General features: G+C 56.6%; 25 protein-coding genes. 11 read left to right on the plus strand and 14 right to left on the minus strand.

Going from position 1 to position 25,664, the window contains the following annotated elements:
• Nucleotides 1-99 precede the first annotated feature (99 nt).
• From AC0L6S_RS06845 to AC0L6S_RS06855, 3 genes are all read left to right on the plus strand, one after another.
• The gene (locus tag AC0L6S_RS06845) at nt 100-2,529 is read left to right on the plus strand and encodes an intermembrane phospholipid transport protein YdbH family protein (RefSeq protein WP_473427675.1); all 2,430 of its coding nucleotides are present in this window, start codon (nt 100-102) and stop codon (nt 2,527-2,529) included.
• Between the two features lie 77 nt (nt 2,530-2,606).
• Nucleotides 2,607-2,789 (plus strand): YnbE family lipoprotein, encoded by a 183-nt coding sequence (locus tag AC0L6S_RS06850; RefSeq protein WP_473427676.1) that lies wholly within the window; start codon nt 2,607-2,609, stop codon nt 2,787-2,789.
• 12 nt (nt 2,790-2,801) lie between these two features.
• Nucleotides 2,802-3,137: a YdbL family probable chaperone protein gene (locus AC0L6S_RS06855; protein ID WP_473427677.1), complete on the plus strand. Its 336-nt coding sequence runs from the start codon at nt 2,802-2,804 to the stop codon at nt 3,135-3,137.
• Between the two features lie 107 nt (nt 3,138-3,244).
• Here the strand turns inward: AC0L6S_RS06855 and dmpG are convergent, their stop codons facing one another.
• From dmpG to AC0L6S_RS06885, 6 genes are all read right to left on the minus strand, one after another.
• A complete protein-coding gene (gene dmpG, locus AC0L6S_RS06860; RefSeq protein ID WP_473427678.1) occupies nt 3,245-4,273 on the minus strand; it encodes a 4-hydroxy-2-oxovalerate aldolase in 1,029 nt (342 codons plus the stop codon).
• 119 nt (nt 4,274-4,392) lie between these two features.
• Entirely contained in the window at nt 4,393-5,301 is a 909-nt protein-coding gene (locus tag AC0L6S_RS06865) for an acetaldehyde dehydrogenase (acetylating) (protein ID WP_473427679.1), read from the minus strand.
• Between the two features lie 193 nt (nt 5,302-5,494).
• Nucleotides 5,495-6,286 (minus strand): fumarylacetoacetate hydrolase family protein, encoded by a 792-nt coding sequence (locus AC0L6S_RS06870; protein ID WP_473427680.1) that lies wholly within the window; start codon nt 6,284-6,286, stop codon nt 5,495-5,497.
• 42 nt (nt 6,287-6,328) lie between these two features.
• On the minus strand, nt 6,329-7,162 hold the full coding sequence (locus AC0L6S_RS06875) for an alpha/beta fold hydrolase (protein WP_473427681.1): 834 nt from the start codon (nt 7,160-7,162) through the stop codon (nt 6,329-6,331).
• 27 nt (nt 7,163-7,189) lie between these two features.
• On the minus strand, nt 7,190-8,380 hold the full coding sequence (locus tag AC0L6S_RS06880) for an acyl-CoA dehydrogenase family protein (RefSeq protein ID WP_473427682.1): 1,191 nt from the start codon (nt 8,378-8,380) through the stop codon (nt 7,190-7,192).
• A 162-nt stretch (nt 8,381-8,542) separates the two neighbouring features.
• Complete coding sequence (locus AC0L6S_RS06885) at nt 8,543-9,406, minus strand: SDR family NAD(P)-dependent oxidoreductase (protein ID WP_473427683.1); 864 nt, start codon at nt 9,404-9,406, stop codon at nt 8,543-8,545.
• A gap of 207 nt (nt 9,407-9,613) precedes the next feature.
• On the opposite strand from AC0L6S_RS06885, the gene AC0L6S_RS06890 reads away from it, so the two are divergent.
• A complete protein-coding gene (locus AC0L6S_RS06890; RefSeq protein WP_473427684.1) occupies nt 9,614-10,297 on the plus strand; it encodes a trypsin-like serine peptidase in 684 nt (227 codons plus the stop codon).
• Nucleotides 10,298-11,411: 1,114 nt separating this feature from the next.
• Here AC0L6S_RS06890 and AC0L6S_RS06895 read toward each other — a convergent pair.
• The 6 genes from AC0L6S_RS06895 to AC0L6S_RS06920 form a co-directional block, all read right to left on the minus strand.
• Nucleotides 11,412-12,644 (minus strand): hypothetical protein, encoded by a 1,233-nt coding sequence (locus tag AC0L6S_RS06895; protein ID WP_473427685.1) that lies wholly within the window; start codon nt 12,642-12,644, stop codon nt 11,412-11,414.
• Nucleotides 12,645-12,974: 330 nt separating this feature from the next.
• Nucleotides 12,975-13,208, minus strand: coding sequence for a hypothetical protein (locus tag AC0L6S_RS06900; protein WP_473427686.1), 234 nt, complete (start codon nt 13,206-13,208; stop codon nt 12,975-12,977).
• Nucleotides 13,209-13,214: 6 nt separating this feature from the next.
• Complete coding sequence (locus AC0L6S_RS06905; RefSeq protein WP_473427687.1) at nt 13,215-13,496, minus strand: hypothetical protein; 282 nt, start codon at nt 13,494-13,496, stop codon at nt 13,215-13,217.
• Between the two features lie 316 nt (nt 13,497-13,812).
• A complete protein-coding gene (gene trhO, locus AC0L6S_RS06910) occupies nt 13,813-14,754 on the minus strand; it encodes an oxygen-dependent tRNA uridine(34) hydroxylase TrhO (RefSeq protein WP_473427688.1) in 942 nt (313 codons plus the stop codon).
• A gap of 9 nt (nt 14,755-14,763) precedes the next feature.
• Nucleotides 14,764-15,087 carry a BolA family protein gene (locus AC0L6S_RS06915; protein ID WP_473427689.1) on the minus strand — a complete coding sequence of 108 codons (324 nt, stop codon included), beginning with the start codon at nt 15,085-15,087 and terminating at the stop codon, nt 14,764-14,766.
• A gap of 76 nt (nt 15,088-15,163) precedes the next feature.
• Nucleotides 15,164-16,204 carry an AraC family transcriptional regulator gene (locus tag AC0L6S_RS06920; protein WP_473427690.1) on the minus strand — a complete coding sequence of 347 codons (1,041 nt, stop codon included), beginning with the start codon at nt 16,202-16,204 and terminating at the stop codon, nt 15,164-15,166.
• Between the two features lie 143 nt (nt 16,205-16,347).
• On the opposite strand from AC0L6S_RS06920, the gene AC0L6S_RS06925 reads away from it, so the two are divergent.
• Entirely contained in the window at nt 16,348-17,157 is an 810-nt protein-coding gene (locus AC0L6S_RS06925; RefSeq protein ID WP_473427691.1) for a hypothetical protein, read from the plus strand.
• A 6-nt stretch (nt 17,158-17,163) separates the two neighbouring features.
• On the opposite strand, the gene AC0L6S_RS06930 is transcribed toward AC0L6S_RS06925, so the two are convergent.
• Nucleotides 17,164-18,534, minus strand: a complete 1,371-nt coding sequence (locus AC0L6S_RS06930; protein ID WP_473427692.1) for a sensor histidine kinase — start codon at nt 18,532-18,534, stop codon at nt 17,164-17,166.
• Nucleotides 18,535-18,544: 10 nt separating this feature from the next.
• Entirely contained in the window at nt 18,545-19,234 is a 690-nt protein-coding gene (locus AC0L6S_RS06935) for a response regulator transcription factor (RefSeq protein WP_473427693.1), read from the minus strand.
• Nucleotides 19,235-19,339: 105 nt separating this feature from the next.
• Here AC0L6S_RS06935 and AC0L6S_RS06940 point away from each other — a divergent pair, with 105 nt between their 5' ends.
• The 6 genes from AC0L6S_RS06940 (at nt 19,340) to AC0L6S_RS06965 (ending at nt 25,661) form a co-directional block, all read left to right on the plus strand.
• Nucleotides 19,340-19,801 (plus strand): RDD family protein, encoded by a 462-nt coding sequence (locus AC0L6S_RS06940; protein ID WP_473427694.1) that lies wholly within the window; start codon nt 19,340-19,342, stop codon nt 19,799-19,801.
• Nucleotides 19,802-19,895: 94 nt separating this feature from the next.
• On the plus strand, nt 19,896-21,389 hold the full coding sequence (locus AC0L6S_RS06945; protein ID WP_473427696.1) for a leucyl aminopeptidase: 1,494 nt from the start codon (nt 19,896-19,898) through the stop codon (nt 21,387-21,389).
• On the plus strand, nt 21,386-21,805 hold the full coding sequence (locus AC0L6S_RS06950) for a DNA polymerase III subunit chi (RefSeq protein WP_473427697.1): 420 nt from the start codon (nt 21,386-21,388) through the stop codon (nt 21,803-21,805). The genes AC0L6S_RS06945 and AC0L6S_RS06950 overlap by 4 nt, the downstream gene beginning before the upstream one ends.
• A 107-nt stretch (nt 21,806-21,912) precedes the next feature.
• Nucleotides 21,913-24,681 (plus strand): valine--tRNA ligase, encoded by a 2,769-nt coding sequence (locus tag AC0L6S_RS06955; protein ID WP_473427698.1) that lies wholly within the window; start codon nt 21,913-21,915, stop codon nt 24,679-24,681.
• Nucleotides 24,682-24,758: 77 nt separating this feature from the next.
• Complete coding sequence (locus AC0L6S_RS06960) at nt 24,759-24,986, plus strand: cold-shock protein (RefSeq protein ID WP_473427699.1); 228 nt, start codon at nt 24,759-24,761, stop codon at nt 24,984-24,986.
• Between the two features lie 486 nt (nt 24,987-25,472).
• On the plus strand, nt 25,473-25,661 hold the full coding sequence (locus AC0L6S_RS06965) for a cold-shock protein (protein WP_473428565.1): 189 nt from the start codon (nt 25,473-25,475) through the stop codon (nt 25,659-25,661).
• Nucleotides 25,662-25,664: the final 3 nt, after the last annotated feature.

A 25,664-nucleotide genomic window follows, 5' to 3' on the forward strand; every position in this document is an offset into this window, starting at 1 on the left:
CCCTACGTCTGCCAGTTTGTTCGAGGGCATACAGACTACAGGCGTCAGCAGAAAAAATGAACTGTTGCTCCTGCAGGCAGGTCAATTAAACTCTGCGCCATGATCCGCTCCCGCTTTTTTCTTGTCTGCCTCGGCCTCGCCCTGCTGGGAGCTGTGGGCGCCGGGATCTACCTCTACCACAACCTGCCTGAGTTGCTGCGCTTGCAGGCACAGCGCTATCTGCAGCAGTACGGTGTCGAGGATATTGCCTTTGAGCGCCTGCGCATGACCCATAACGAAGCGAGCGTCGCTTCCCTGATACTCGTCGGTACCTACGAGAGTTATACGTACACGGTGCAACTAGAATCAGCAGAATTACAGTATGACTGGGGCATCCTGCTGGGCGGGAAAGTGGATGACCTGTCGGTGGCCTCGCTGGCCATTGCCATCAAACAGACCGGTGAGTCCAGCAGCGGTGAACAAGGGGAACTTGCACTGGATGCGTTGCTACCCCACCGCCTGGTAGAAAAATTGCCACTGGAATCGCTGAGCGTCCCGCTGTGGAGCCTTGACTATCAGGCACCGCAAATCACACCCTTTACCGCCAGCGGCTCAGTATTTCTCAATCACCAATTGGACGCACAGTTGTCTACCACGCTGGCCGGGCGTGATCTTAAGGCGGAACTGCAAGCGGACATCGACACAGGCGCGTCGCAGCTGAGTCTTTCTCTGACAGGAAGTGAGCAGGAGGCAAGCAGTAAACTGCAGGCCCCCAACGCCACCCTCTCTGCCACACTGGCTCTCGTTGATGACGGCAACTGGCAGTGGGACTTGCAGAGCCGGCTAGAGCACACTGCAGTATTGTCGTGGTTGCGTGATTTGAATCACGAGCACTCTCTAACGCCGCATATTCCACCGGCCGCAGAACTCTCACTAATGGGTGAGAGTAATGTAACCGCACAGATCCAACACGCCGATGACCTGACACTCGCCGCCGGGAATGGCTCCGTCGAGGCGCTACTTGAATCGCTGCAAGCGAGTTTTCAACTCTCCAGTGATGTCAGTCAACTGGCTATTCAGGGCCTTGCCGACGCGGTAACCACTGCTGTCACTATCGATGGCAACATCGGCGACGGGCGTGTGCAGGTGGTCTTGCAGCCGTTCAAGCTGACGGGGGAACTCCCGACTCCGCTGCTAACGTTGCCCGCCGATTGGGTAGAGTGGTTGGAGCTGGCGAATACCGTACCTGTGGCACTTGAAATTGCTTCCCCCCTGCTCATCACCTCACTTGAATCCGGCCAATGGTCTGTAAAGGCAAACAATGCACTGGTGACTCTGGGTGACAAGGATAACCGCATCAACCTGCAGAAGCTCAATCTCGATGCAGCCGTGAATGGAGCCTTGAACACCGCCGATAAGATCAAGGCGAAAACGATACTCAGCACGGTTCTCAGTACGCGTGTGCAGAAGCAGACTTTTCCATCGCTGCAGATCGCGCTATCGCAGAGCGGGAGCGCCGCTAACAACACATTCAACCTGCGCCTTGCCGATACCGCAGAGAGCCTGAATGCCACTCTCGAAGGCAGCCATAGCCTGACAACACAAAGCGGAGACGTCCAGCTCAATGCACAGATTACAGACCTCGCCTATTTCTGGACTTCGGTTACACCGCTGCTTCGCCATTTCAAACTGCTGCAGGATGAAGTCGATATCCGTTCTGGAGCAGTACGTCTCCACACCGCACTTATTGGCAAAACTTACGATATCGCCAACTGGCAACAGCGTTCGCAGCTGACACTGGAAAATATAGCGGGCACCGTAAATACCTACGATTTCGAAGGTCTGTCGCTCAGCGCCGGTTGGTCCGGTATTGAGCACTGGAAAACATCGGCGCCACTGGAGCTTGCACTGGCCAGACTCGCTGTCGGCTTTGAAATCAAGGATACTCAGTTACGTGCAAGCTTGCCGAACACCACGCCCGTGGCCCAGCCACACCTGCGAATAGATGCGTTCTCTGCCGACATGTTCGGAGGGCAAATACGCATACCAGAAGTACAACACTGGGATTTTGCCGCAAGCAGCAACAGCATCACGGTGCAGGCGAAACAGTGGCAACTGGGCGAGCTGGCGGCATTGCAGCCCAATGCTGAGATACGGGCCGATGGTGTACTGGAAGGCGAATTGCCCCTGACGATCGCCAACAGCCGAGTCATTATCAAAGATGGCTACCTGCGCGCCCTGCCCCCCGGCGGCAGTATTCGCTACAATCCCAATGATGAAGCCCGCGCAATGGCCGGCAGTAACCCTGAGCTACAGCTCGCATTGAACTTGCTGAGTGATTTTCAGTACCAGGTTCTGAGCACAGAAGTCGCACTGGACAAAGAGGGAAACCTGTTACTCGGGCTGTCGCTGGAAGGCAGTAACCCCGCGCAGTATGAAGGGCAGGCAATCAACTTCAATATCAATGTGGAACAAAATCTGGATCCCCTGTTACAAAGCCTGAGGCTTAGTGATAACTTGTTACACGAAATTGAAGGCGGGCTGAAATGAACTTTTCCCGCAACTGCTGCTCCAAGCTTTCAGCTCAATCGATAATACGATCAACCAGGTCCACTTAAGGAATCTTCATGCGAATCGTTATTTTCTCATGCTTGTTAGCGCTGGTTGCCGCCTGCACGCCCACGGTACAGGTTAATACGCCGAAAGAGCCCATCACCATTAACCTGAACGTAAAGATTGAACACGAGATACGGGTCAAGGTGGACAAAGAACTCGACGAGCTGTTCTCCGACGACAGCGAACTTTTTTAGGAGATAATTACCATGCAACGCACTCACTTCTTTCGCCGCACTCTGGCCGGCCTGGCACTGTCGCTCACTATGACAGTGTCAGCGCTGGCAATGGATCTCGATGAAGCCAAAGCCAGTGGCCTCGTCGGTGAAACCAATATGGGCTATATCGCAGCGGTAAAGCCGTCAGCGGAAGTGGATGCACTGGTGGTGAGTATCAACAGCCAGCGCAAGGTGTACTATCAAGAGATCGCGAAGAAAAATGACATCAATCTGCAGGCTGTCGAAGCCCGCGCCGGCCTCAAGGCCATAGAGAAGACCGCTCCAGGTGGTTACATCAACACCGGCGACGGCTGGATACAGAAATAGAGCCCTTAGCCTAGTCTGGAGCCCTTAGCGTAAATCTGTAGCCCCCAGCGCAGCAGTCGAGCTCTCAACGCACCACAAGAGCCCGATGCGCCACCGGCGCTGATGCCTCACACACCACGCTCTTTGGCCATATCCAGCGCCAGATCCTCGATCATATCTTCCTGGCCGCCCACTGTTTTACGGCGCCCCAGTTCAACCAGGATGTCGCGGCTGGAAAGGCCGTACTTCTCGGCGCTGCGCTTGGCAAACAACAGGAACGAGGAATAGACACCGGCGTAACCGAGTGTCAATGCATCGCGGTCGATGCGTATCGGATGATCCATCAACGGCACGATCAAATCTTCGGCCACATCCATCGCCTTGAACAGGTCGACGCCAGTCTCAATACCCATGCGGTCGCACACCGCCAGAAATACCTCCAGCGGTGTATTGCCTGCACCGGCGCCCAGCCCTGCCAGTGAACCGTCGATACGGTTGGCACCGGCCTCGACAGCCGCCAGTGAGTTGGCGATACCCATGGCCATATTGTGGTGACCGTGAAAGCCGAGTTCGGTTTCCGGTCGCAGTTCTGCGCGCGCCAACGCTACTCGCTCTGTCACGTGGTCTGGCAGCATATACCCGGCTGAATCGGTGATGTAGACGCAGTTGGCACCGAAGTCCTCCATCATCTTCAGTTGCGCCACCAGCTCTTCAGGTCCGATCATATGGGCCATCATCAGGAAGCCGACGGTGTCGAGCTCTTTGTAGTTGGCCGCCATCGCCAGATGCTGTTCCGATACGTCGGCCTCGGTGCAGTGAGTGGCGACACGAATGGTGGAAATACCGCAATCCACCGCCATTTTCAGGTGGTCTACCGTACCGATACCGGGCAATAACAGCGCCGAGACGCGCGTGTTCTTCATCTCCTTACAAACTGCCGTCAGGTATTCCTCATCGCTGGCCGCCGGAAAGCCATAGTTCACCGACGCACCGCCAAGGCCGTCACCGTGGGTGACTTCGATCAGCGGAATGCCGGCTTCGTCCATGCCCTTGGCGATCGTAACCATCTGCTCCACCGTAATCTGGTGTTGCTTGGGGTGCATGCCATCGCGCAGGCACATATCGTGTACGGTGATTTTCTTTCCGGAAAGGTTCATTGTTGTGTTCTCTCGTCGTCTCTCACAATTGTCTGTATCAAAAGGCTGTCTGCACTGCTTCTCGCGGCGCCTTGCCCGGCTGCGGCTCCGTCCGGCACACCCGGTAGCCAGTCAGCAAATCAGGCAGCGGTGGGCACAAAATTGCCAGACAGAATCTCCTGTGCGTACATCTCTGCGGTGCGCAGGCCTGCAGCCGTCATGATATCCAGATTGCCTGCGTACTTGGGCAGGAAATCGCCCAGGCCTTCCACTTCCATATAAATGGATACGCGATTGCCGTCAAACACCGGCCCGTTCTTCAGGATGTAACCGGGCACATACTTCTGCACCTCGGCAATCATCTCGTGCACGGACTGGGTAATAGCGGCCTGATCAGGCTCAGTCTCCGTCAGGCAGTGAATCGTATCGCGCATAATCAACGGTGGCTCTGCCGGATTGATCACGATAATGGCTTTGCCACTTTTGGCGCCGCCGACCTTCTCGATTCCGTTGGCAGTGGTGCGCGTGAACTCATCGATATTCTTGCGTGTTCCCGGCCCTGCCGATTTACTGCTCACTGTGGCGACGATCTCACCGTAGCTCACCGGCTGCACCCGGCTGACGGCCGCTACCATCGGGATAGTCGCCTGCCCGCCACAGGTCACCATGTTCACATTCATGGCCTTGGCATCCACGGCCTGGGCAAGGTTTACCGGCGGCACACAAAAGGGACCGATCGCGGCCGGTGTCAGGTCGATCATCACCGCGCCCTGCTCGTTCACCTTGCGGCTATTCTCAGCATGGACATATGCGGAGGTGGCATCAAAGCATATCTGCACACCGTCTTCACGCATGGTTGGCAGCATACCGTCAACGCCCTCTGCAGTGGTCTTCAGGCCCGCTTCTGCTGCCCTTGCCAGACCGGGGGAATCCGGTACAACGCCGACCATCCACACGGGTTCAATCAGTTCGCTGCGCATGGCCTTCATCAACAGGTCTGTGCCGATATTACCCGGGCCTATGATTGCTGCTTTTACTTTCTTACTCATGACGGTTCTCTTGTTGCTGATCATGTCGGTTACCGATCAGGGCCTGCTGCCGCACTACCCGGATCGCGTTGTGTTCTGTGACTGTAATGGACAGTGCTGCCTTAGAGTGTCGGCGCCGTTCGAGGGTAACCTCTTATGGGCGGCGCTGCAGTTTGAAAACAGTCTATTCTCGGATAAAGGACAATCCGCCTGCTCACACAAACCGGCAGCTGCAGCCACCAATGCCTTCGATTTCCAGCGACATCTCATCCCCGGCTACCACCGGAATCAACGGCGCCAACGAGCCGGAAAGTATCACCTCACCCGCCTTGAACGGAATGCCGAATTCACCCAGGGTGTTCGCCAGCCAGGCCACTGCCGTCAGCGGGTTACCCTGCACCGCGCTGCCGAGGCCCTCGGCATTAAACTCACCATTTTTGTGTATCGTCATCTTCAGGTTGGGCAGATCGAAGTCGCGTGGATCGACCTCATTCTTACCCAGCACATAGACGCCGCAGGAGGCGTTATCCGCTACCGTATCCTGTATCTTGATTTTCCAGTCCTGGATACGCGAATCGACAATCTCAAAACAGGGCATGATGGTGGCGGTGGCATCGAGCACATCCTGCTCGGTGACGCCGGGGCCGACCAGATCGCTTTTCAGGCGAAACGCTATCTCACCCTCAGCGCGCGGCGCGATCATGTTCGCGGCGATAGGGATGTCCGCACCATCAGGATATTCCATGGTGTTGGTGAGAAAACCGAAATCGGGCTGGAACACGCCCAGCATCTCCTGCACAGGTTTACTGGTGACACCGATTTTTTTGCCCACAATGCGCTCGCCATCGCGCTCCAGGCGCAGGTTCACCATGCGCTGGGAGATATGGTAGGCGTCCTCGATGGTGATGTCCGATTCTCTATCCGTCAGCGGAGCCAGGGTCGACTGGCTGCGCAGCGCATCGTACAGTTCCTCGCCCAGCGCGTTAATTCTGTTCTTGTCCATCATCTGCTCTTGTTCCCCAGAATGCCTGTTTCGAGCGCGGCAATATCAGCCGTTCTGCAAGAAATCCAGACAGGTGCGATTAAACATCGCCTCGTGTTCCACCATCACCCAATGGCCGCACTCTGTTACCAGCATCAGCCGCAGGTGCGGAATGTTTTTTGCCATCGCCATGATACCGTTCTCCGGCATCATCTTCTCGTCCATGCCCCAGAAACCCAGCACCGGGCACTGCAATTCGTGCAGTCGGTCTACCAGGTTGGGCACGTGCATGGTCGCCATCACATGACCGTTCATAATCTGCATGATCTGCATGCGCTCTTCCACCAGTTCATCGGTGGCGTGTTGCGGATCATGCATCAGCCCGGTGGCGAACAGATCCTTCATCACTGCTGGCGTCACCGGTTCTCCGGAACCGAATACCTGAAAGACCTTCTGCATGCCGGGCATCTGCTGGTACTCGGGGAGATCACTGAGCCCACCCGGTGCCATCAGGATCAGCTTGTCGACCAGGTCGGGGTAATCCAGCGTCAGCGCAATCGCCACTGCACCACCGAGTGAGTTACCGACCAGTGTACAGCGTTCGACCCCGGCCACATCCAGCGTCTGCTTGACGCACTCGACAAAGAACGAAAGCGGGTGATCGACATCGTCGGGCTTGTCGGAGAACCCGTAGCCAATGAGGTCGGGAATAATACAGCGATAGCCGGCCTCCACCATCTGCGGGTAGTTACCCTTGAAGTTGCTGTAGCCGCTGGCACCGGGCCCAGAGCCGTGCAGAAACACCACGACCTCACCCTGCCCTTCATCCAGATAATGAATACGGTAGCCGTTCGCGCAATCCGCGTAACTACCTTCGAGCAATCGACCCTGTCTTTTCATACTGCCTCCTGCTGCAAGTACTTCGCCCTATAGGGCGAAGTCTGTGTTGGGTTCATCAAACAACACACCGCCCATGTTCACGGCAAAGGGTATGGAATGATTCGCCACATGCGCCTGGCTGGCGAGAATATCGAGGTGGAAAGACAACAGATCGCTGTCCATACGAATACCCCCGCTGCCTGCTGCCTTGAGCATTTTGCTGGAGAGCGCGAGACAGCGATCAGCCACCACCGCAGAATCGTACCGGTAACGCACCCGGTCCTCAATAGGGATGGGTTCACCATTACGGCAGCACTCCATCATCGCATCGAAGTTGCGAATCAACGTCAGTTTCATTTCCTCGATTGATGTTTTTACTTCAGTCGCTATAACCCGTGCGAAGGGATCATCCTTCATTTTATTTGGCCCTACCCGGCGCGTTTTAGCCACTTCGATGAACGCATCCAGTGCGCCATCACAGGCGCCCAGCGTAGCGGTACAAACCGCGCGCACAAACACCTGCATAAAGGGCATACGATACAACGGCGCGGTATTGACCGCGTTTCCGGGATTTTCGCACAGGAATCCGTCTATGGATTTGTGGGTGCGGTGCTCCGGCACAAAAGCATCCTCGACGACAATATCGTGGCTGCCGGTACCCTGCAGGCCCACCACATCCCAGTTCTTCACGATCTTATAATCGCTGATCGGCACCAGAAAGGTCCGGTAGTTGGCCATATCAAACGGTGCTTCGGGTGTCGGCACAACAGCGCCGAGAAACGCCCATTTGCAGTGTTCGGAACCACTGGAGAAGCTCCAGCGACCACTGAGGCGGAAACCGCCATCAACAACCTTCACTTTACCCACCGGCGCATAAGAGGATGAAATCAGGGTTGTGGGGTCGTCCGCCCAGACATCCTGTGCCGCTTGATCGTCAAATACCGCCAGTTGCCAGTTATGAACAGCGATAACACCCAGAATCCAGGCACTGGATGGGCAGAATCGGGCGACCTCCAGACCTACGGCATAGAACACCTGGGGGTCCATCGCGTACCCACCCCATTGTTCGGGCTGCAGTATCTTGAAAAATCCGGCTGCAGCGAAATCGGCCACTGTTTCATCCGGTACGCGCACTTCGGCTTTGGCGCGCGCGCGGCGCTCGATCAGCGCCGGCCCCATTGCTGTCGCCGCATTGATCAATTCCTTTGCGCGCGGGCTGTCCAATCCGTATTTATTCATGCTCTTTGCCTCGTTGCTGTGTCCCCATTGGGGCATCGATATGCGGTAGTTATCTGGCTCCGGCCACCCCGTACGGTGGAGGGAGGGTTAGCACTGTAGTGCTCAGCGGCGCACGGTGCATCCTCCATTTGAGGTATCAGCTGATCTGCTGCCGCGCCGCAATCATTCGACGACAGCATCACCATAGGTGGTCGGGTCGCCGAAAAAGGCCCGGTGCGACATGGGGATACTGCCGCTGGCATCGCAGATACCGTATTCCTCGCCCAGTTCTGCCCCGATCAATACCCTGCCGCTCTTGTCCATGCGTTGCGGGTCGTTCGCCAGTGCATCTATTACCCGGCCGCTGAATTCCGGTGTTTCAGCGGTGGCCACCAGGTCGGCATACTTGTCCGGCTCCGCATCAAAGACCTTGCGGCTGCGTTCGGTCAGCAACAGGCCCATCCAGATCGAAACGACGGCGACATTGAACGGGCGAAAGTCGACCGCCATATCGTGTGCCATTTTATCCACTGCGGCTTTTCCGGCGCCGTACGCAGGGCCGTGCATATAGATACGTCCGCCGAACGATGAAGTATTGACGACCAGGCCTTCGCCGTTTTCCACCAATAGCGGCGCCGCATGCCACGCGGCCGTGTAGTGGGAGCGCATGCCCACATCCCATATCTCTGTCAGCGCCAGCGGTTTTTCCCAGAACGGCCCGGTCTGCGTCAGCGCGTCGTGCAAACTGGTGGCATTGTTCACCAGGATATCGAGCCGCCCCTGCTCCTGTTTCACCTGTTCGAACAACTGCGCGACCTGGTTGTCATCGGCGTGATCGCAGTACAGCGGAATACCTTTGCCACCGGCGGCGGTCACAGCCTGTGCAGTCGCCTCGACGGTGCCGGGCAGTGGCGCATCGCCTTCATTGCGGGTGCGCCCGGTGACATAAACAGTGGCACCAGTGGCACCCAGCGCCAGCGCAATGCCCTTGCCCGCTCCACGACTGGCCCCGGTGACGACAACGATGCGCTCTTTTGAGAGGCCCATAGGCTATTCCTTTACCTGAGTGTGCTGGTTATAGTGTCGACGCACTATCCTAAAGGCAGCAATGCGGGAGGCCAAGCGGCATTAGCGATACACTGGTCACTTAATCATGCCAATCGAGAATAATTAGCGGGACACCCCATCAAAACCGGCACTTTCCAACACCTTCTACGATTTACCCTACTACTCTGGACGATGTCTGCGTGGTCGATGACAGCCGGCGCTACTGACGCGCGCCAGGTGTTCTCCGGTGAATCACACAACTGGCTGCGCGCCGTGGGCAAGCTGAAGGTACCGGGACAGCGCTATGCCGAGGGACGCCGGTCTCACTACGTGGAAGACTGCAGTGCTACACTGGTGTCCAGGCCCGGTCGCAGCACCGCCGACACCATTATCACCGCCTGGCACTGCCTGGAGTGGTACAACGACCTGAGCAAGCCGATCATATTTACAGCTGTCTCCATCGCTGGTGAGCCGCTGCAGCGCGAGGCCTACCGCCTGAAAGATGGCGGAGGCATGCATGCCGACTGGGCCATTCTGCGGCTGCGCAACGCCGTATCCAACAAACAAATCGCAGCGCTGCTGGTGCACCCGGCAATGGCGGACCTTAGTCGCCCCGTGACAATGGCCGGATTCTCCAAAGACGATGGTCTGGGTGCCGGCGGTCTCGCTCTAACCTTCGATGCAGACTGCAATATAAAGGCGCAGAAAAGAAGTTTCGGCGATACGGACTGCACGGCATTTAAAGGCGCCTCTGGCGGGGCGGTGATACAGCTTAGCGAGGCGGGAGAACCGAGGGTGTGCGGGGTCATTTCACAGGGAAACGGTTCCGGAAGAAGTACTTTCGTACCCGTGAGCGGCTTCAGAAGCGCGTTAAAACGCCATGTCAATTGAGCGCGTCTGACGACGAATAGGGCGAAGGCACAACTTACCGCGATCCAGGCCTGACAGACCGTGCCTGATCAACTAAAGTTTCATTGCCGGATTATCCCGAAACCGCGCAGTACCAAACGCCATGCTGTGGGGATTAGGTCTCGAGTTACCTGGCTGCTTCCGGCCAAGCCCAAACACGCAAGCAGCATAAGTAATGCGGTAGAAGGCGCGGGGACACTGCTCACATGTAGTTGCAACTCATAATCCCACTCGTCGATTATGTCATCTAAAAGAAACCCCATGGATAGAGGAGATGTCAAGCGATATAGCCCCGCCCCAAGGGGCAGTACTGTTTCGAATCCCACCTGAAAATCCAGCTCTGCGACTCTGAACCAATCCGTCTCCAAGAAAAAACTGGGCGGCGAAGTCTCAGAGGCATTAAGCCAATATCCAATACTCAACTGGCCGTTCCTCGGATCAACGCGCTGATTGAAAGCCCTGAAGAGAACGTTGTCGAGAATCAGTCCGGGCTCCAACAGAAAGGATATGCTGTCTGAGTCGGGGCACTCCGCCGCCGCAGCTCCGAAGCACCCACTCCCGATTACACTACTTGTGCCCTCAACGAGAGTAAATACAGGCTCCCCTAATCCGGGAAGGTCGCCCGATACCGACTCATCGTAGATGATGCTACCGGTTGCTGTCGGAGAGACCAGAATTGCCATAAAAGCAAGGTCGCGCAAAGTGCAACGTCTCTTTTGCTTCAGTTCCATTGAGTTAGCTAGTCCTTATTCCAAGCGACGGGGATAACTGAGCAAGGTTCATGCCTACGCTCTACACTGTTGAAAAATCTATAGTTTCATTCTGCCTTTTACGGCATGTGTAAAAATACCTGACACTAAAACGGAGAGGCCGCATACATTACACTATGGCTCGGATTTGTAGGTTCTCCCGAGAACGCGAGTTTGCGGTCGCCTATTCGGGGTGGGCTGCTGACGTCTCAAATCACCTGCCTGCGGTCGATGCGATTTAATCTAAGAAGGAGTATGCGCATCAAGCTTTCATAATCAGCAGGAAGAGAGCTTCTGATTAGTAGCTACAGGAGTTCAATAGTGGGGAAACCACCTGCAGATTATGGCTACTTAATGTCCACAATAATAAAATTCTGATCTGCCTCACTCCAGCGAACTACCGCCGTTTCACCCGGCGTGGGGAAGTCTTCCAGTTCATAATTAGCTTCCAGCCCTGTCACAAAGGGCTCATCCAAACCGGCCACCTCAAAATCAACACTTGCGATTTCTCTATCGTTAATAAACGTTTTCATGGTGTGTGGCCCATGGCCGAGCGAACCCCATGCAAAGACTGCTCCATAACCATTGTTGCTATCGCCACAGATGGACTGCGTATCAGTACGCGATGTGCCATAGCCAATCTCCATTCTGGGCAAGTCATCAAACTGAACTTCAACTCTCTTGGCATCGCAAGCCCATCCTCGTATCAACCCAACTCCACTTTGTACCGATCCAGCTGATGGTGTTTCTGGAAACGCAGCAAATGGCGGGTTTGATCTGAGACCCACAAGAAAATTTGCAACCATATTTTCAGGTGCAAAGCGTGGTGCGTCCCGCGGATATCCCCCCTCCAGAAATATCTGCACTTGGTAAGGGACGCCGCCTTCAGGGTGCCTTAAATCACCAATCAAAAAACGTTTAACATCTGGGGCTGGACAGCCCGTAAACACTGCGCTACTGGTTTGTAACGACACTTTGATTTCACCGCTCGCTGAATTAACGGATATAGCATTTTCCCAGATACTACAGACAGCTGAATCCTTTTTAGTCACTTTCAACCAAACCAATTCTGATTCGGTTGGCTGCGCGGGAAACAGTTCGAATACGTAATCGTCAGTCTCCATGCCGGGGCTAAGCCTCTCAGCGAAAGCGGTAAATTCATCCAGAGACATTGTTTCCCGAACCAGTGCACAGCTATTTGGATCCGGAAGCGTGCATCGATCTGGAAGCAGGTTGCCCTCTACCTCATCACCATGGATGACTGCAAAGCTGTCTGTCCATCCGCCGCCGAAGCTACCGTATGCATTAAGTCCAGCCACAGCAATCATCATCTGTGTGCCAACCGGATATTCATGGAGCCAGTTTCCACAGCCCGCAGAAGCTGGAAAGTAGCTACTGTCCAAAACAATTTTATCGACGCTTAGCTCACCGGCGAATACGCGCGACAACTCCACTTCAATCGAGCCGGCATACTGGGGCGGGATGGCAGCTAAATGGCGCAGCACGGTGACTTCCGCAACGAGGGTATTGATCGAGTCAGGTGCCAAAATCGCCTGGGGTCGAAACGTGTGTTGAAACATTGGCGGGCAATCCGAGGCATATACTTCCCTGGACAGTAATATGCTAAAAAATAGCGTAGTTGTAACCAATAGTTTGTACACCGCCTGAAATCCCTCCATAGATAGCGCTATCAAGTGTGCAAAGTAGCGCACAAACAATTATGAAACAAGCCAATCAACTCTTGAGTAGTCTTGCAATGGAAATGTCAAACTCCTTGAGGTGATGGCTGGAGCCATACCATGGAAAACATCAACTGGTAGCGGCGGGAATGTGTTGAAAACAATCTGACTCGAAGTCGTTCCCTTTGTATCCACTGGCGTTGGGAAACCCGGGAACCTCCAATACGCCATTTAACGCTCGTTGCACGGCTGCTGCTTTGCTCGGGGCATGTAGAACTGACTGACCCACTGGCGCATCGATCGGAATTGTCCATCGTGAGGTATCTGAATTAACTTGATTGCCGCCTCCTTATTTTTACAAACTTCGAAGTCAGCGCTAAATGTCTCAAGTCCGCCCGCTTGTTCCTCCCTTGCTTCCCTGCGCTCTGCCTCAGTTGGCACGTCTGTGCTAGCCAGTGTGAGCACGGCGTGTCAAGCACGCGTTCTCCCGTCTTGTACCGGGGTAACGACGACAAATTCGAAACGCACAGTATCGCTATAGCGATGCTTGGAGAACAGAATTCCGGGGCCTGTATACCATGTCACTGTTTGCAGGTAGGCCTGGAAGTAGTCGATAAAGCCACCTCGCCGCTGAATGACTTTGGCACCGGGAAACTCATTTTCGAGATGCTCACAAGGGGCACCGTGCGTCGGCCCCTGGTGGTATACGACAGCTTGATCATGATCCCCTAACTGGTCTACAGGGAACGCCATAAGCAACATTACAGATATTAATCAACCTACATGAAGCAGCGCGCGTGAACCAGGGGAGTTAAAGGCATCGTTAGTTTGTGGAAGGGAGTTACGTTCGGTAATAGATGATATCTTCACGTGATAGAGCTGCTGTATCCCGAATTCCGCCCCAATCGACCGTTGTTGTTCGATGAGATGCTTCAGCCCAAACCCGAGCTTGACCGCGTGTCGGAAACGCTGGGGACAATGCCCCGTTAGATAATTTCCGCAGTATGGTGACCGCTAATGCAAGTGACAACGGCTGACACTGCGGTTGCGGTCAAGTGTGAACCCGGATCTAGGCAGAGGTCTTTTTCTGGCGCGCTGGTGGTGGTGCGCCTACATGCGGTTCACCGCGCTGCGCCGCCAACCGGACCTGCTTCTGGCGCTCGCGAAAACGCGCCTTCTGGTCCGCCGTCTGCTTGTCGAAGCAATGCGGGCAGCACACCCCCTCCTCGTATTCACCGGAGAGTTTGTCCGCCTCGGTAATGGGGTGCCGGCAGCCGTGGCACTGATCGTACTGCCCTTTCTCCAACTGGTGATCCACCGCCACACGGTTGTCGAAAACAAAACACTCACCCTCCCAGGTGCTTTCCTCCTGTGGCACTTCCTCGAGGTATTTCAGGATACCGCCCTGCAGGTGATAGACCTCCTCAAACCCCTCATTGAGCATAAAGGCCGAGGCTTTCTCGCAGCGGATGCCTCCGGTGCAGAACATCGCTACCTTTTTGTGTACACCGGGGTTGAGATTGCTCCGCACATATTCGGGAAACTCCCGGAAGTTGACGGTGCGCGGGTCTACCGCGCCCTTGAAACTGCCGATATCGCATTCGTAATCGTTGCGGGTATCGATCAGCAATACCTCGGGGTCATTGACCAGCGCGTTCCAGTCCTGCGGCCGCACATAGGTCCCGACACGGGCATTGGGGTCCACGCCTTCGACCCCCATGGTGACGATTTCCTTCTTCAGTTTGACCTTCATGCGGTAAAACGGCATCTGCGCGTCCTGCGATTCCTTGTGTTCCAGATCCGCCAGACGGGGGTCGCTGCGCAGGTAAGCCAGCACCTTGTCAATGCTTTCACGCGTGCCGGCTATGGTGCCATTGATGCCTTCGGCCGCAAGCAACAGCGTGCCGCGCGTGCCCGCTGCAAGGCATACGTCGAGCAAGGGCTCGCGCAGTTCATGGTAGTCCTGAAGAGAGACAAACTTGTAAAGCGCTGCAACGACGACCGGATTCATAACTGCGCCCTACTGCTGCTCGGCCTTGCTGCCGCCGTGGCACTCCGGCGATGCCGGTGCTGGCTGCTCGCGGGCCTGCCACTCGTCGGGAGAATAGGTGTGCAGGGCCAATGCGTGCACCGGCCCTGCCAGCTGCTCGGCCAGCGCGGCGTATACCTGTTGATGGCGCGCCACACTCCGACAGTCTTCAAAGCTGGCGCTGACCAACACTACGCGAAAATGCGTCTCGGAATTGGCCGGAACGCTATGCATATGGCTTTCATTGGTCACTTCCAGCACATCGGGTGAAAATGTGGCCTGGAGCTGCTTTTCAATGTCCTGCTGCACCGTCATGAAACTACCTGCCTGTTACGAGATCGGGAAAGTCGCGAATTATAGCGAAGCGGCGGGAAGGGTGACAGCGCTGCGCTCAGCTTTTACGCGCCCTGCGGCTGGTGCGAAACTGGCCCGGTGTCTGCCCAGTCCACTTTTTGAATGAGCGATGAAAGGCACTCGGGTCGGTGAACCCCATCTGTAGTGCCACCTCATTGATCGACAACTCCGGCCTGTCGAGACAGAGCTTGGCCGCTTCACAGCGCGCCTCGTCCTTGAGTTGCTGGAAGGTGGTGCCCTCGCGCTTCAATCTGCGCCGCAGTGTCGGCGCAGACATATGTAGGGCGCTGCTGATTGCCTCGAAGCCCGGAAAGCCCTCGCTGAACTCATGCCCTATCATGGCCTTTACCTGGGCAGAGAGGTTGTCGCCCTGAGGGTTACTCTCCATCAACAGCAGCTGATAGGGGGCGGTGCGCAAAAACTCGCGCAATGAGTGCTCAGTGTGAACCAGCGGCCATGACAGGCAAGCACTGTCAAAATACAGCAGGTCGTTCACCTGGTTAAAATAGAGCGGGCAGCCGAACAATTCCTCGTATTTTTGCGGTCGCTCCGGTGGGTCACCGCTGAAATCCACCCGTTTCAGTTCCAATGGACGACCACACAACCAGCCAAAAAAGCGATGCCAGAGGGACAGGCCGTAACCGTCCGCCACCTCTACCTGCGGGCGCTCCTCCCGCGAGATGGTGCGGTAGCCCACGCGCGCAACCTGATCGCTGAAGTTGGCGTAAAGCTGGCTGCGCTCGTCAAAAAACGTGCGGTAGAACTCAGAGGCCCGCTGAATCGCCTGACCCAGGTTACGGCAGGAAATAATGCAATAACACATCATCCGGAATGCACCCGGCGCGACCAACTCACTACCTCTGGTGCCAAAGGTTTCATCCTGCAGCAGGCTGAGAACACCTTGATAGACCCGCGAGTACTGCATCGCACTGATCTCATCGCGGTAGGCCGGGTCATTGTCATCGAGCGGATTAAAATCGAGCCCGGCATCATCCAGCATGGCACTGAAGTCATAGCCCCTGTCGCCCACCATACGCAGCAGGGTTTTCACAAATCGGGTGGGAACGCGGTCACTCATAAGAAATTTGGGTCACATCACTCTGACGGGCCATCTTATCAGAAGCGCCGGCCGCTGGTCAGGCCTCAGCTGCGAGCCAGCACAAGACCCAGGCGCACGTAAACGTTATACTGGCAACAGAATAATGACGGGAGGGCCGCCCAGTGGAAGAGCGCTACAACATCTTTTTTGCCGGTCAGGTGATGAAAGGGGCCGACGCCAGTGTCGTGCGCAGCAAACTGGCGAAGCTGTTCAATGCGAATGAGGCCACACTGGACAAACTGTTCTGTGGCAAACGCCAACTTATCAAGCGCGAATGCGACAAGGCCACTGCCATCAAGTACAAAAAAGCGCTGGAACAGGCCGGTGCAGTACCGGTAATCCAGCGCGCGCAGGCGCCGGCCACCGAGCCACCCGCTCCTGTGCGCGAGATGACCGCAGCGGAAAAAATAGCGGCTCTGGCCGCTGCCCCGGACGAGACTGACTATCGACAGCGCAGAGATACGCCCGCACCGAAAGTCGCAAAACAGGAGGCTCCTTCTGATGACAGCGGCATAGTGCTGGCACCACCGGGCACGGAAGTGCTGCGCGAAAATGAACGCGCCGAACCGGTTGTGCGCGAGGTGGATACTTCAGGGCTCACCATCGATGCCAGCGCAGAGCGCCTCTCCGAGGCATCCCCGCCGCCGCCTCCGGCACCGGATACAGGCCACCTGAGTATGGGCGAAGTCGGCGATACCATTCCCACACTGGACGCATCCGAAGTACCATTGTCGCCGAATCTGGATGGGCTGGCGCTATCGGCAGCAGGCACGGATTTCAGCGACTGCGCGGCGCCGGAAACAGTAGCCCCGCCGCTGGACCTGAGCCACCTGAGTGCACTTGCACCGGGCGATGCAAGCGCCGATGAGCAAGCGCGCAAACCCGCTCCCCCCGCCTCGCCGTCTACGGATCATATCTCCCTGAAAGAATGATCCAGCTCAGGGCAACTCGACCCGGACCTGCAATCCGGGATTGTTACTGCCCAGTGCCACAGAACCGTTGTGATACTGCGCGATGGCCTGCACCAGGCTTAAACCCAGCCCGTGCCCCGGCTGTTCTGTGCGGCTGGATTCCACCCGGTAGAAACGGCGAAACACATTCTTGCGCTCCACCGCCGGAATGCCCGGCCCGGAGTCGGAGATTATCACCTTGTGCCCGACACCGGCGTATCCAGTGCTCAGCAGAACCTTGATACTCCCCTGCTCTGGTGTGTACTTGAGCGCATTGTCGAGGATGTTGGCAAACATCTGGAACAGCAGGTCGGCCTCGCCCCTGCAGTGCTGCGAGACGGGCATATCCACCAGCAGTGTGATATCGCGCTCCTGAACCAGAGGTTCATACAACTCAACCACATCCCGTAACAGCGCACTCAGATCAACCTCTGCATCTGTGGCAAGCGGGCTGCCCGACTCGAGCGCAGAGATACGCAACAGCGCATTGAAGGTGGACAGGAGATCATCGCACTCCTCGATAAGGCCTTCCAATTGCGCTCCTTCAACTGGCGTCTTGCGGTTGCGCAACTGGCTCAGCTCGTTGCGCATACGCGTCAGCGGCGTGCGCAGATCGTGGGCGATATTATCGGATACCCGGCGCACGCCCAGCATCAGGGTCTCCATCTGCTCCAGCATCTGGTTCATCACAGTAGCCAGGGCGCGGAAGTAGCCGGCTTCCCCCTCTATTTTCAGACGCTGCCCGGGCCCACCGCGCACAATACGAGAGATTTCCTGATTCAGAATTTCCACCTGATTCAATGCGCGGGCCGCGCTGAAAAAGCCGCCGATGATACCCAGTATCAACGTTACGATCATCACCCTGAACAGCGTCTGGAACACCAGTTGGGCGCGCTCCTCGATATCGGCATAATCACTGGCGACCATTGCGCGATAGCCTTCACCCAGCGCAACGGGGAGCGCCACAAAATCGACATCCACTGCCTTGCCCCAGTTCTGCACGTCCATCTCGAAACCCAGCCAACCGTCGTCGAACTCCTGATAGCGCGGCGCTGCCGGCAAATCACCGGCCACCTTGGCGCCGGTGCTATCGGTGATGAGGTAGTAAAAGCGATTCACTGAGGGCAGCGCAGTTTGGTCGGCTATGTACTGGTCCACCCCCTCCAGCCCCTGCCCGCGATAGATCAGTTGCAGGGTGTCCAGTTCATCCACCACATTATCACCGAGTGCCTTGAACGAGGTGTAGCTGAAATACAGATAGAACGCACCCAGCACCAGAAATACGGCAGCACTGAGCACCATCATGTACTTGACGATATAACGAAACGTGAGGCTGCTGATGACTTCCCTGACCTGCACGGCGGCTGACTCAGCTGTCTATCTCGGAGCCCAGACGGTAGCCGGCACCCCGCACGGTGGTGAGCAGGGGATGCTCGAAATCCTTGTCGATTTTCTGGCGCAGGCGGGAAACATGCACATCGATAACATTGGTCTGGGGGTCGAAATGGTAACCCCAGACGTGCTCCAGCAACATGGCCCGTGTAACCACCTGGCCTGTGTGGCGCATCAGGTACTCCAACAGTTTGTACTCGCGCGGTTGCAGGCTGATTACGGTGTCATCGCGCTGCACGTGCTGGCGCAACAAATCCATCGTCAGATCACCCACCGTGAGCTTAGTCGGTTCGTCGGCAGCGGGAACCTTAACTCGCCGATAGAGCACGTCCAGCCGGGCCAGCAATTCGGCCATCGCAAAGGGTTTTACCAGATAGTCATCGGCGCCACACTGCAGACCCTGCACGCGATCATCGACATCACCCAGCGCGCTGAGCACCAGTACCGGTGTGTAATTTCCTTCCTGGCGCAGCGCGTTGACCAAGGTCAGACCGTCCATGCGCGGCATCATCCGGTCGATGACCATCACATCATATGCCGCCTCGGTAGCGGCCCGGTGCCCCTCCTCACCATCGTGACAGTGGACGCACTGATGCCCGGCCTCGCGCAGCTCGCTGACAATAAAGTCGCCCACCTGTTTATCATCTTCCACCAGCAACACATTCATCGGTCACACCTCTCAATACTCGGGGCAATGTAGCACGCACAGGAAAAGGCCCTCAATTTACTTTTCGTTAATACTGCTGGACGGGAAAATGGTAAACTCGCGCCCATGACAAACATTCAAACTCTCCCTCGGCCGTCACTGCTGCGTCATCTGGCGGCGATGTTGTACGACACATTTCTGGTTGTCGCGCTGGTCGCTGTGGTGAACGCCATAGCCCTGGCCGTGGTTGTCAAAGCCACTGGCGGTAAGCAGGAAGTACTGAATGCCCATCTGGTCCAGGCGCTGACTGCCGCTACCATCATCGGTTTTTTCAGCCTGTTCTGGGTGAAAAACGGACAGACGCTGGGCATGCAGGCGTGGCGCATTCAACTGGTGGATTATCAGGGCGCTCGCCCCACTTTCGCCAAAGCGGTCGTGCGCTGTTGCGCTGCCCTGCTCTCCGCTGCCTGTCTCGGCCTTGGCTATCTGTGGTGTCTGGTCGATCGCAATAAACGGTACTGGCACGATTATCTCTCGCATACCGAACTGGTGCTGCTGCCAAAAACCTCGCGCACAAAAAAGCCCTGAAAACTACGCAATTGCGCGCAAGCGGCTTTTTTCGGTTCAGTTTAGCCGCCACCCGACTTAAACTAATGCGCTTTACGTCAAATGAGGATTTCCAATGTCAGCCATGACTTTCAATGCACGCGATATTAAAGATGTCACGACCACCGGCACGCAATGCGCGATAGTCCCGCTGTTTCAGGATGCAAAATTGTCCGGCGCGGCGCTGAAACTGGACAGGGCCGCGTCCGGTGCCATCAAGAGCGCGCTCGCGTTGGGCGATTTCACTGCCAAGGCAGGCGAGACCCTGATGCTGCCGGGCGTTGGCGCCATCAAACGCATCCTGTTGGTAGGCTGTGGCGATGCGAAGGCGTTCGACCGTGCCGGAGTCAGGAAATTCTGCCAGCAGGTGTATCGCGCACTGGAGTCCAAGCAGGCTACTACTGCAATGTTGCACCTCGCCGGTCTGGGCTTGAAAGAGAAAGAGGTGGTCTGGGCCCTGTCCTACCTCGCCCGGCATCTCGTCGCGTCCTCTTACCGCTATACTGAAACTGTCTCCAAACCCAAAGCTGCATGGAAACTTACCCGCCTGGTGGTCAACACCAGTGGCGCATTGTCTGCCCGCAGCGCCGGCGACGCCCTGCGCCAGGGTAGAGCGATGGGTATCGGTGTCAATGAAGCGCGCAACCTGGCCAATCTGCCGGGTAATATCTGCACGCCGGCCTATCTGGCGAACCACGCACGTAAACTCGGCCGCAACAACGCCAAACTCAGTGTTACCGTCCTCGAAGAGAAGAAAATGCGAGAGTTGGGCATGGGTTCCCTGCTCTCTGTCTCTGCCGGTAGCGACCAGCCCGCCAAACTCATCGTCATGCACTACAAAGGCGGCAAAACAGCAGACAAACCTCATGTGCTGGTGGGCAAGGGGATTACGTTCGACACAGGCGGCATCTCCCTGAAGCCCGGCGCCAAAATGGACGAAATGAAATTCGATATGGGTGGCGCCGCCAGTGTCTTCGGCACCATGCGCGCCGTTGCAGACCTCGGCCTGAACATCAATGTAGTCGGCATTGTCGCCGCGGCCGAAAACATGCCCAGTGGCGGTGCCACCAAGCCCGGTGATGTTGTCACCAGCATGTCCGGCACAACCATCGAGGTGTTGAACACCGATGCCGAAGGGCGGCTGGTGCTGTGCGATGCCCTCACCTATGCCGGGCGCTTCAAGCCGGCCTCGGTTGTCGACATTGCCACACTGACCGGCGCCTGTGTCGTAGCGCTGGGCTCGCAGGCTTCGGGACTGTTCACCAATGATGATGCCCTGGCGGAGCAACTGCTGGCCGCAGGGACAGATACACATGACCGTGCCTGGCGCATGCCCCTGTGGGATGAATACCAAAGCCAGTTAAAGAGTAATTTCGCCGATCTTGCCAATATCGGTGGCCCCGGCGGCGGCAGTATCACCGCCGCCTGTTTCCTGTCGCGTTTCACCGAGGACTACACCTGGGCTCACCTCGATATCGCAGGTTCGGCCTGGGACAGCGCACCCAAGGGTGCGACCGGCCGCCCTGTCGCCCTGCTGACCCGCTATCTAATGGACCGCGCCGGCCAATGACGCTGGTAGGCTTCTACGTTGTGCAAAGCGCCGCACCCGGGCAACGCCTGAGTGTGGCCGCGCGACTGGCAGATAAAGCATTTCAGCGTGGGCACCGCATCTTTATCAATGCAGCTGATGAAGATCAGGCGACCGAGTTGGACAAACTGTTGTGGAGTTTTCGCCCCGCCAGTTTCCTACCCCACGGGCTGATCGGACAAGCGCATTCTGACACCATCGCCATCGGCTGGGGCCAGGAACCGGAAAATCACAATGATCTGCTGATCAATTTGCATCTGGCCATCCCCGCATTCTTTAGTCGTTTCGCCCGTGTCGCGGAAGTGGTGACACAGGAGCCGGATAACCTCGCCGCGCTGCGCGAATCGTGGAAGTTCTACAAATCGCGCGGTTACCAGTTGGAGAAGCACGATCTCTAAACGGTGCCGCTTGCGGCGCGACTACAGTATAATCCCCCGCTCGCGCCGCCAGCCCCGACACCTCTCTGGCAGTCGGCACGCCCATAAACACCCGGATTTCCCAAGATATGGATAAAACGTTCAAACCCGCCGAGCTAGAAACCCGTTGGTACCAGGAGTGGGAAGCCAAAGGCTATTTCGCACCACAAGGTGGCGACAAGGCCTACAGCATCATGATTCCGCCACCGAACGTCACCGGCAGCCTGCACATGGGGCACGGCTTCCAGGAGGCGATCATGGACGCGCTGATCCGCTACCACCGCATGCTTGGCGACAACACGCTGTGGCAGGTGGGTACGGACCACGCCGGCATTGCAACGCAAATGGTGGTAGAGCGGCAACTCGCCGCGCAGGGCATCAGCCGCCATGACCTCGGGCGGGAAAAATTTATCGAGAAGGTCTGGGAGTGGAAGGAGGAATCCGGCGGTACCATTACCCGCCAACTGCGGCGTCTGGGCTCGTCACTGGACTGGTCGCGCGAGCGCTTCACAATGGATCCGGGGCTCAGTGCCGCAGTACAGGAAGTGTTTATCCAACTGTACCGCGAAGGCCTGATCTACCGCGGCCAACGCCTGGTGAACTGGGATCCGGCGCTGCACACCGCAATCTCTGACCTGGAAGTGATTTCCGAGGAAGAGGACGGCCATTTATGGCATTTCAACTACCCGCTGGCCGGCGGCGAAGGCCATTTGACGGTGGCAACTACACGGCCTGAAACCATGCTCGGTGATACCGCAGTTGCGGTTCACCCCGAAGACGAACGCTATGCCCACCTGATCGGTCGCACCGTGCAACTACCGCTGTGCGACCGTGAAATTCCCGTCATCGCAGACGACTACGTCGATCGCGAATTCGGCACCGGCTGCCTGAAGATCACCCCCGCGCACGATTTCAACGACTATGAGGTGGGCCGCAGGCACGGCCTGCCGATGATCAACATCTTCAATGATGACGCCGCTATCAACGACAACGCACCGGCTGCCTATGTGGGGCTGGACAGAACAGAAGCACGCACCCGGGTCGTGGCCGACCTCGAAGCACTGGGGCTGCTGGCGAAAGTGGAAAAACACACCCTGAAAGTGCCCCGGGGTGATCGCTCCGGTGTGGTTATCGAGCCCTATCTCACCGACCAGTGGTATGTCGATGCCAGAGAAATGGCCAAGCCGGCCATCGCTGCTGTTGAGAACGGCAATATCCAGTTTGTACCCAAACAGTGGGAAAACACCTACTTTGCATGGATGCGAGACATTCAGGACTGGTGTATCAGCCGCCAACTTTGGTGGGGCCACCGCATTCCGGCCTGGTACGACGAGGACGGCGCATTCTACGTCGGCGCGAGCGAAGCCGCCGTACGCGCCGAAAATGGCCTGGGCGACAATGTCGTGCTGCGCCAGGACGAAGATGTACTGGACACCTGGTTTTCATCGGCGCTGTGGACGTTTTCGACACTGGGCTGGCCCGAGGAAACCGAGGAGCTGAAACTGTTTCACCCCAGCTCGGTGCTCGTGACTGGCTTCGATATTATCTTTTTCTGGGTCGCGCGCATGATCATGATGACCCTGCATTTTCGCAAGGAGGTGCCCTTCCACACCGTCTATGTGCACGGCCTTGTGCGCGATGGTGAAGGGCAGAAAATGTCCAAGTCCAAGGGCAATGTGATCGACCCTATCGACCTGATCGACGGCATCACGTTGGACGAATTGCTGGCCAAACGCACTGCCGGCCTGATGCAACCCAGGCTTGCGTCAAAGATCGAGAAAGCCACGCGCCGGCAGTTCCCTGACGGGATTGCCGCCTACGGCACCGACGCACTGCGCTTTACCTATTTTTCACTGGCCTCTACAGGACGTGATATCAAATTCGATATCGGCCGTATCGAAGGCTACCGCAACTTCTGCAACAAAATATGGAACGCCGCGCGCTACGTCCTGATGAACTGCGAGAACGAAGACTGCGGTATCGAAGAAGGCGCCGAGGTGGAGCTCAGTCTGGCTGACCGCTGGGTTATCGGCCAGGTGCAAGCAACCGCCGCAGACGTGGCTCGCGCCATTGAAAACTACCGTTTTGACATGGCCAGTTCTGCGTTGTATGAATTTATCTGGAATGAGTACTGCGACTGGTATCTGGAACTGTCCAAGCCGGTATTGTGGGACGACGATGCATCGCCACAAGCAAAACGCGGGACCCGCCAAACCCTGATTCGCGTACTGGAAACCTGGCTGCGCCTGCTGCACCCGATGATGCCGTTTATCACGGAAGAGATCTGGCAGACAGTCGGCCCACTGGCGGGAAAATCAGGGCCTACAATCATGCTACAGCCCTACCCCCAGTCTGTTGACAGTAACATCGATCCACTTGCCAGCGACGACATCGAATGGCTGAAGGCGGTAATAGTCGGCATACGCAATATACGCGGAGAGATGAATATTCCTCCGTCCAAGGCGCTCACCGTGCTACTGCGAAATGGCGGCGCAGAGGATCAACGGCGGCTTGCACAAAATTCGCAATACCTCAGAAAGCTGGCTAAACTGGACGAGGTCAGTTGGCTGGCTGAGGGCTCAGAAGCACCTATGGCAGCAACAGCATTGGCCGGCGAGCTTGAAATCCTTGTCCCCATTGCGGGTTTGATAGACAAGGATGCAGAGATTGCCCGGCTCAACAGGGAAATCGGCAAGTTGGACAGTGATCTATCGCGGTTGCGCGCTAAACTGGGTAACGCAGCCTTCGTCGATAAAGCACCGGCCGCTGTCGTCGACAAGGAAAGGGAAAAGCTGCAGGCACAGGAACAGGCGGTGGAGACATTACAGGATCAGTTGCGACGTATAAATAGCATCTGATCACGCGGTCGCCTGCCGAGGCTGTCAGCAGCCACCCTGAATAATAAAAAGCAACAGGTTAGTCCGAGGAAGCTGAGATGAGTGATCGACACAACGGTACGGTCAAATGGTTCAACAACGCCAAGGGATTCGGTTTCATCAACCGCCAGGAAGGGGAAGATGATGTTTTCGTTCACTTCAGGTCGATTCAGGGTGAGGGCTTTCGCACCCTCGATGAAGGTCAGGAAGTGGAATTCACGCTTGTGGAAGGCCCCAAGGGTCTGCAGGCCGAAGATGTACTGAAGATCGGCAAACCGTCCAAATAACGCGCGGCCCACGCGGCATCTTTCAGGCTGCCTATATAGGCGCGTGGGCAAATAGCGTTGCCAGCTGATTTCAATAGTGACTCAGTTTGAAATTCGCAGAAACTGGCGAAGACCGCGGTACTTTCAAACCGGGCCACTGCCAAATTTTCCAGGAAGCAGACCAGACGCCGGGTTTGGTGGTACCATACGCGCCGTGAAATTCCGTGCAATCCTGACGCGGAACATCATTGGGAGAAACCGATGAACCTTATTAGCAAACTGCTGCTCAGTCTCGTTATCGCTGTTATTGCATCCACACTGACCAACCTGCTTTTTACCGGTGAAATATTCGATGCACGACTGCTGCTCGCTTTTTTCGTCGCCACAGCCGCCACCGCCTTGATCGTGGGGGCACAGCGTTCACCAGCTTCTCAGGTCGCGCGAAAAGTCACACAGCAACCAGCCGCCCAGCCACAGGCCCAGGATGGCAAGCGTGAGCACGGCACGGTGAAGTGGTTCAACACATCAAAAGGTTTCGGTTTTATCGTCAAGGAAGATGGCGAAGAGATTTTCGTACACTTTCGCTCCATCCGCGGTGAAGGCCGTCGCAGCTTGCGCGATGGTCAGAGTGTCAGCTTTATTGTGGCCGAGAGCGAAAAAGGCCCGCAGGCAGAAGATGTCGTGGGAGAGGCATGAGCG

The sequence above is a fragment of the Halioglobus sp. D3-4 genome (assembly GCF_055809315.1).

Excerpts from the sequence above, each read along its gene's own strand:
- AC0L6S_RS06880 (WP_473427682.1), bottom strand. The coding sequence starts at position 8,380 with ATGAATAAATACGGATTGGACAGCCCGCGCGCAAAGGAATTGATCAAT.
- AC0L6S_RS06960 (WP_473427699.1), top strand. The coding sequence starts at position 24,759 with ATGAGTGATCGACACAACGGTACGGTCAAATGGTTCAACAACGCCAAG.
- AC0L6S_RS06935 (WP_473427693.1), bottom strand. The coding sequence starts at position 19,234 with ATGAATGTGTTGCTGGTGGAAGATGATAAACAGGTGGGCGACTTTATT.
- AC0L6S_RS06875 (WP_473427681.1), bottom strand. The coding sequence starts at position 7,162 with ATGAAAAGACAGGGTCGATTGCTCGAAGGTAGTTACGCGGATTGCGCG.
- AC0L6S_RS06940 (WP_473427694.1), top strand. The coding sequence starts at position 19,340 with ATGACAAACATTCAAACTCTCCCTCGGCCGTCACTGCTGCGTCATCTG.
- AC0L6S_RS06945 (WP_473427696.1), top strand. The coding sequence starts at position 19,896 with ATGTCAGCCATGACTTTCAATGCACGCGATATTAAAGATGTCACGACC.
- AC0L6S_RS06885 (WP_473427683.1), bottom strand. The coding sequence starts at position 9,406 with ATGGGCCTCTCAAAAGAGCGCATCGTTGTCGTCACCGGGGCCAGTCGT.
- AC0L6S_RS06915 (WP_473427689.1), bottom strand. The coding sequence starts at position 15,087 with ATGACGGTGCAGCAGGACATTGAAAAGCAGCTCCAGGCCACATTTTCA.
- AC0L6S_RS06920 (WP_473427690.1), bottom strand. The coding sequence starts at position 16,204 with ATGAGTGACCGCGTTCCCACCCGATTTGTGAAAACCCTGCTGCGTATG.
- dmpG (WP_473427678.1), bottom strand. The coding sequence starts at position 4,273 with ATGAACCTTTCCGGAAAGAAAATCACCGTACACGATATGTGCCTGCGC.
- AC0L6S_RS06855 (WP_473427677.1), top strand. The coding sequence starts at position 2,802 with ATGCAACGCACTCACTTCTTTCGCCGCACTCTGGCCGGCCTGGCACTG.
- AC0L6S_RS06870 (WP_473427680.1), bottom strand. The coding sequence starts at position 6,286 with ATGATGGACAAGAACAGAATTAACGCGCTGGGCGAGGAACTGTACGAT.
- AC0L6S_RS06905 (WP_473427687.1), bottom strand. The coding sequence starts at position 13,496 with ATGGCGTTCCCTGTAGACCAGTTAGGGGATCATGATCAAGCTGTCGTA.
- AC0L6S_RS06865 (WP_473427679.1), bottom strand. The coding sequence starts at position 5,301 with ATGAGTAAGAAAGTAAAAGCAGCAATCATAGGCCCGGGTAATATCGGC.
- AC0L6S_RS06850 (WP_473427676.1), top strand. The coding sequence starts at position 2,607 with ATGCGAATCGTTATTTTCTCATGCTTGTTAGCGCTGGTTGCCGCCTGC.
- AC0L6S_RS06890 (WP_473427684.1), top strand. The coding sequence starts at position 9,614 with ATGACAGCCGGCGCTACTGACGCGCGCCAGGTGTTCTCCGGTGAATCA.
- AC0L6S_RS06845 (WP_473427675.1), top strand. The coding sequence starts at position 100 with ATGATCCGCTCCCGCTTTTTTCTTGTCTGCCTCGGCCTCGCCCTGCTG.
- AC0L6S_RS06895 (WP_473427685.1), bottom strand. The coding sequence starts at position 12,644 with ATGTTTCAACACACGTTTCGACCCCAGGCGATTTTGGCACCTGACTCG.
- AC0L6S_RS06950 (WP_473427697.1), top strand. The coding sequence starts at position 21,386 with ATGACGCTGGTAGGCTTCTACGTTGTGCAAAGCGCCGCACCCGGGCAA.
- trhO (WP_473427688.1), bottom strand. The coding sequence starts at position 14,754 with ATGAATCCGGTCGTCGTTGCAGCGCTTTACAAGTTTGTCTCTCTTCAG.
- AC0L6S_RS06955 (WP_473427698.1), top strand. The coding sequence starts at position 21,913 with ATGGATAAAACGTTCAAACCCGCCGAGCTAGAAACCCGTTGGTACCAG.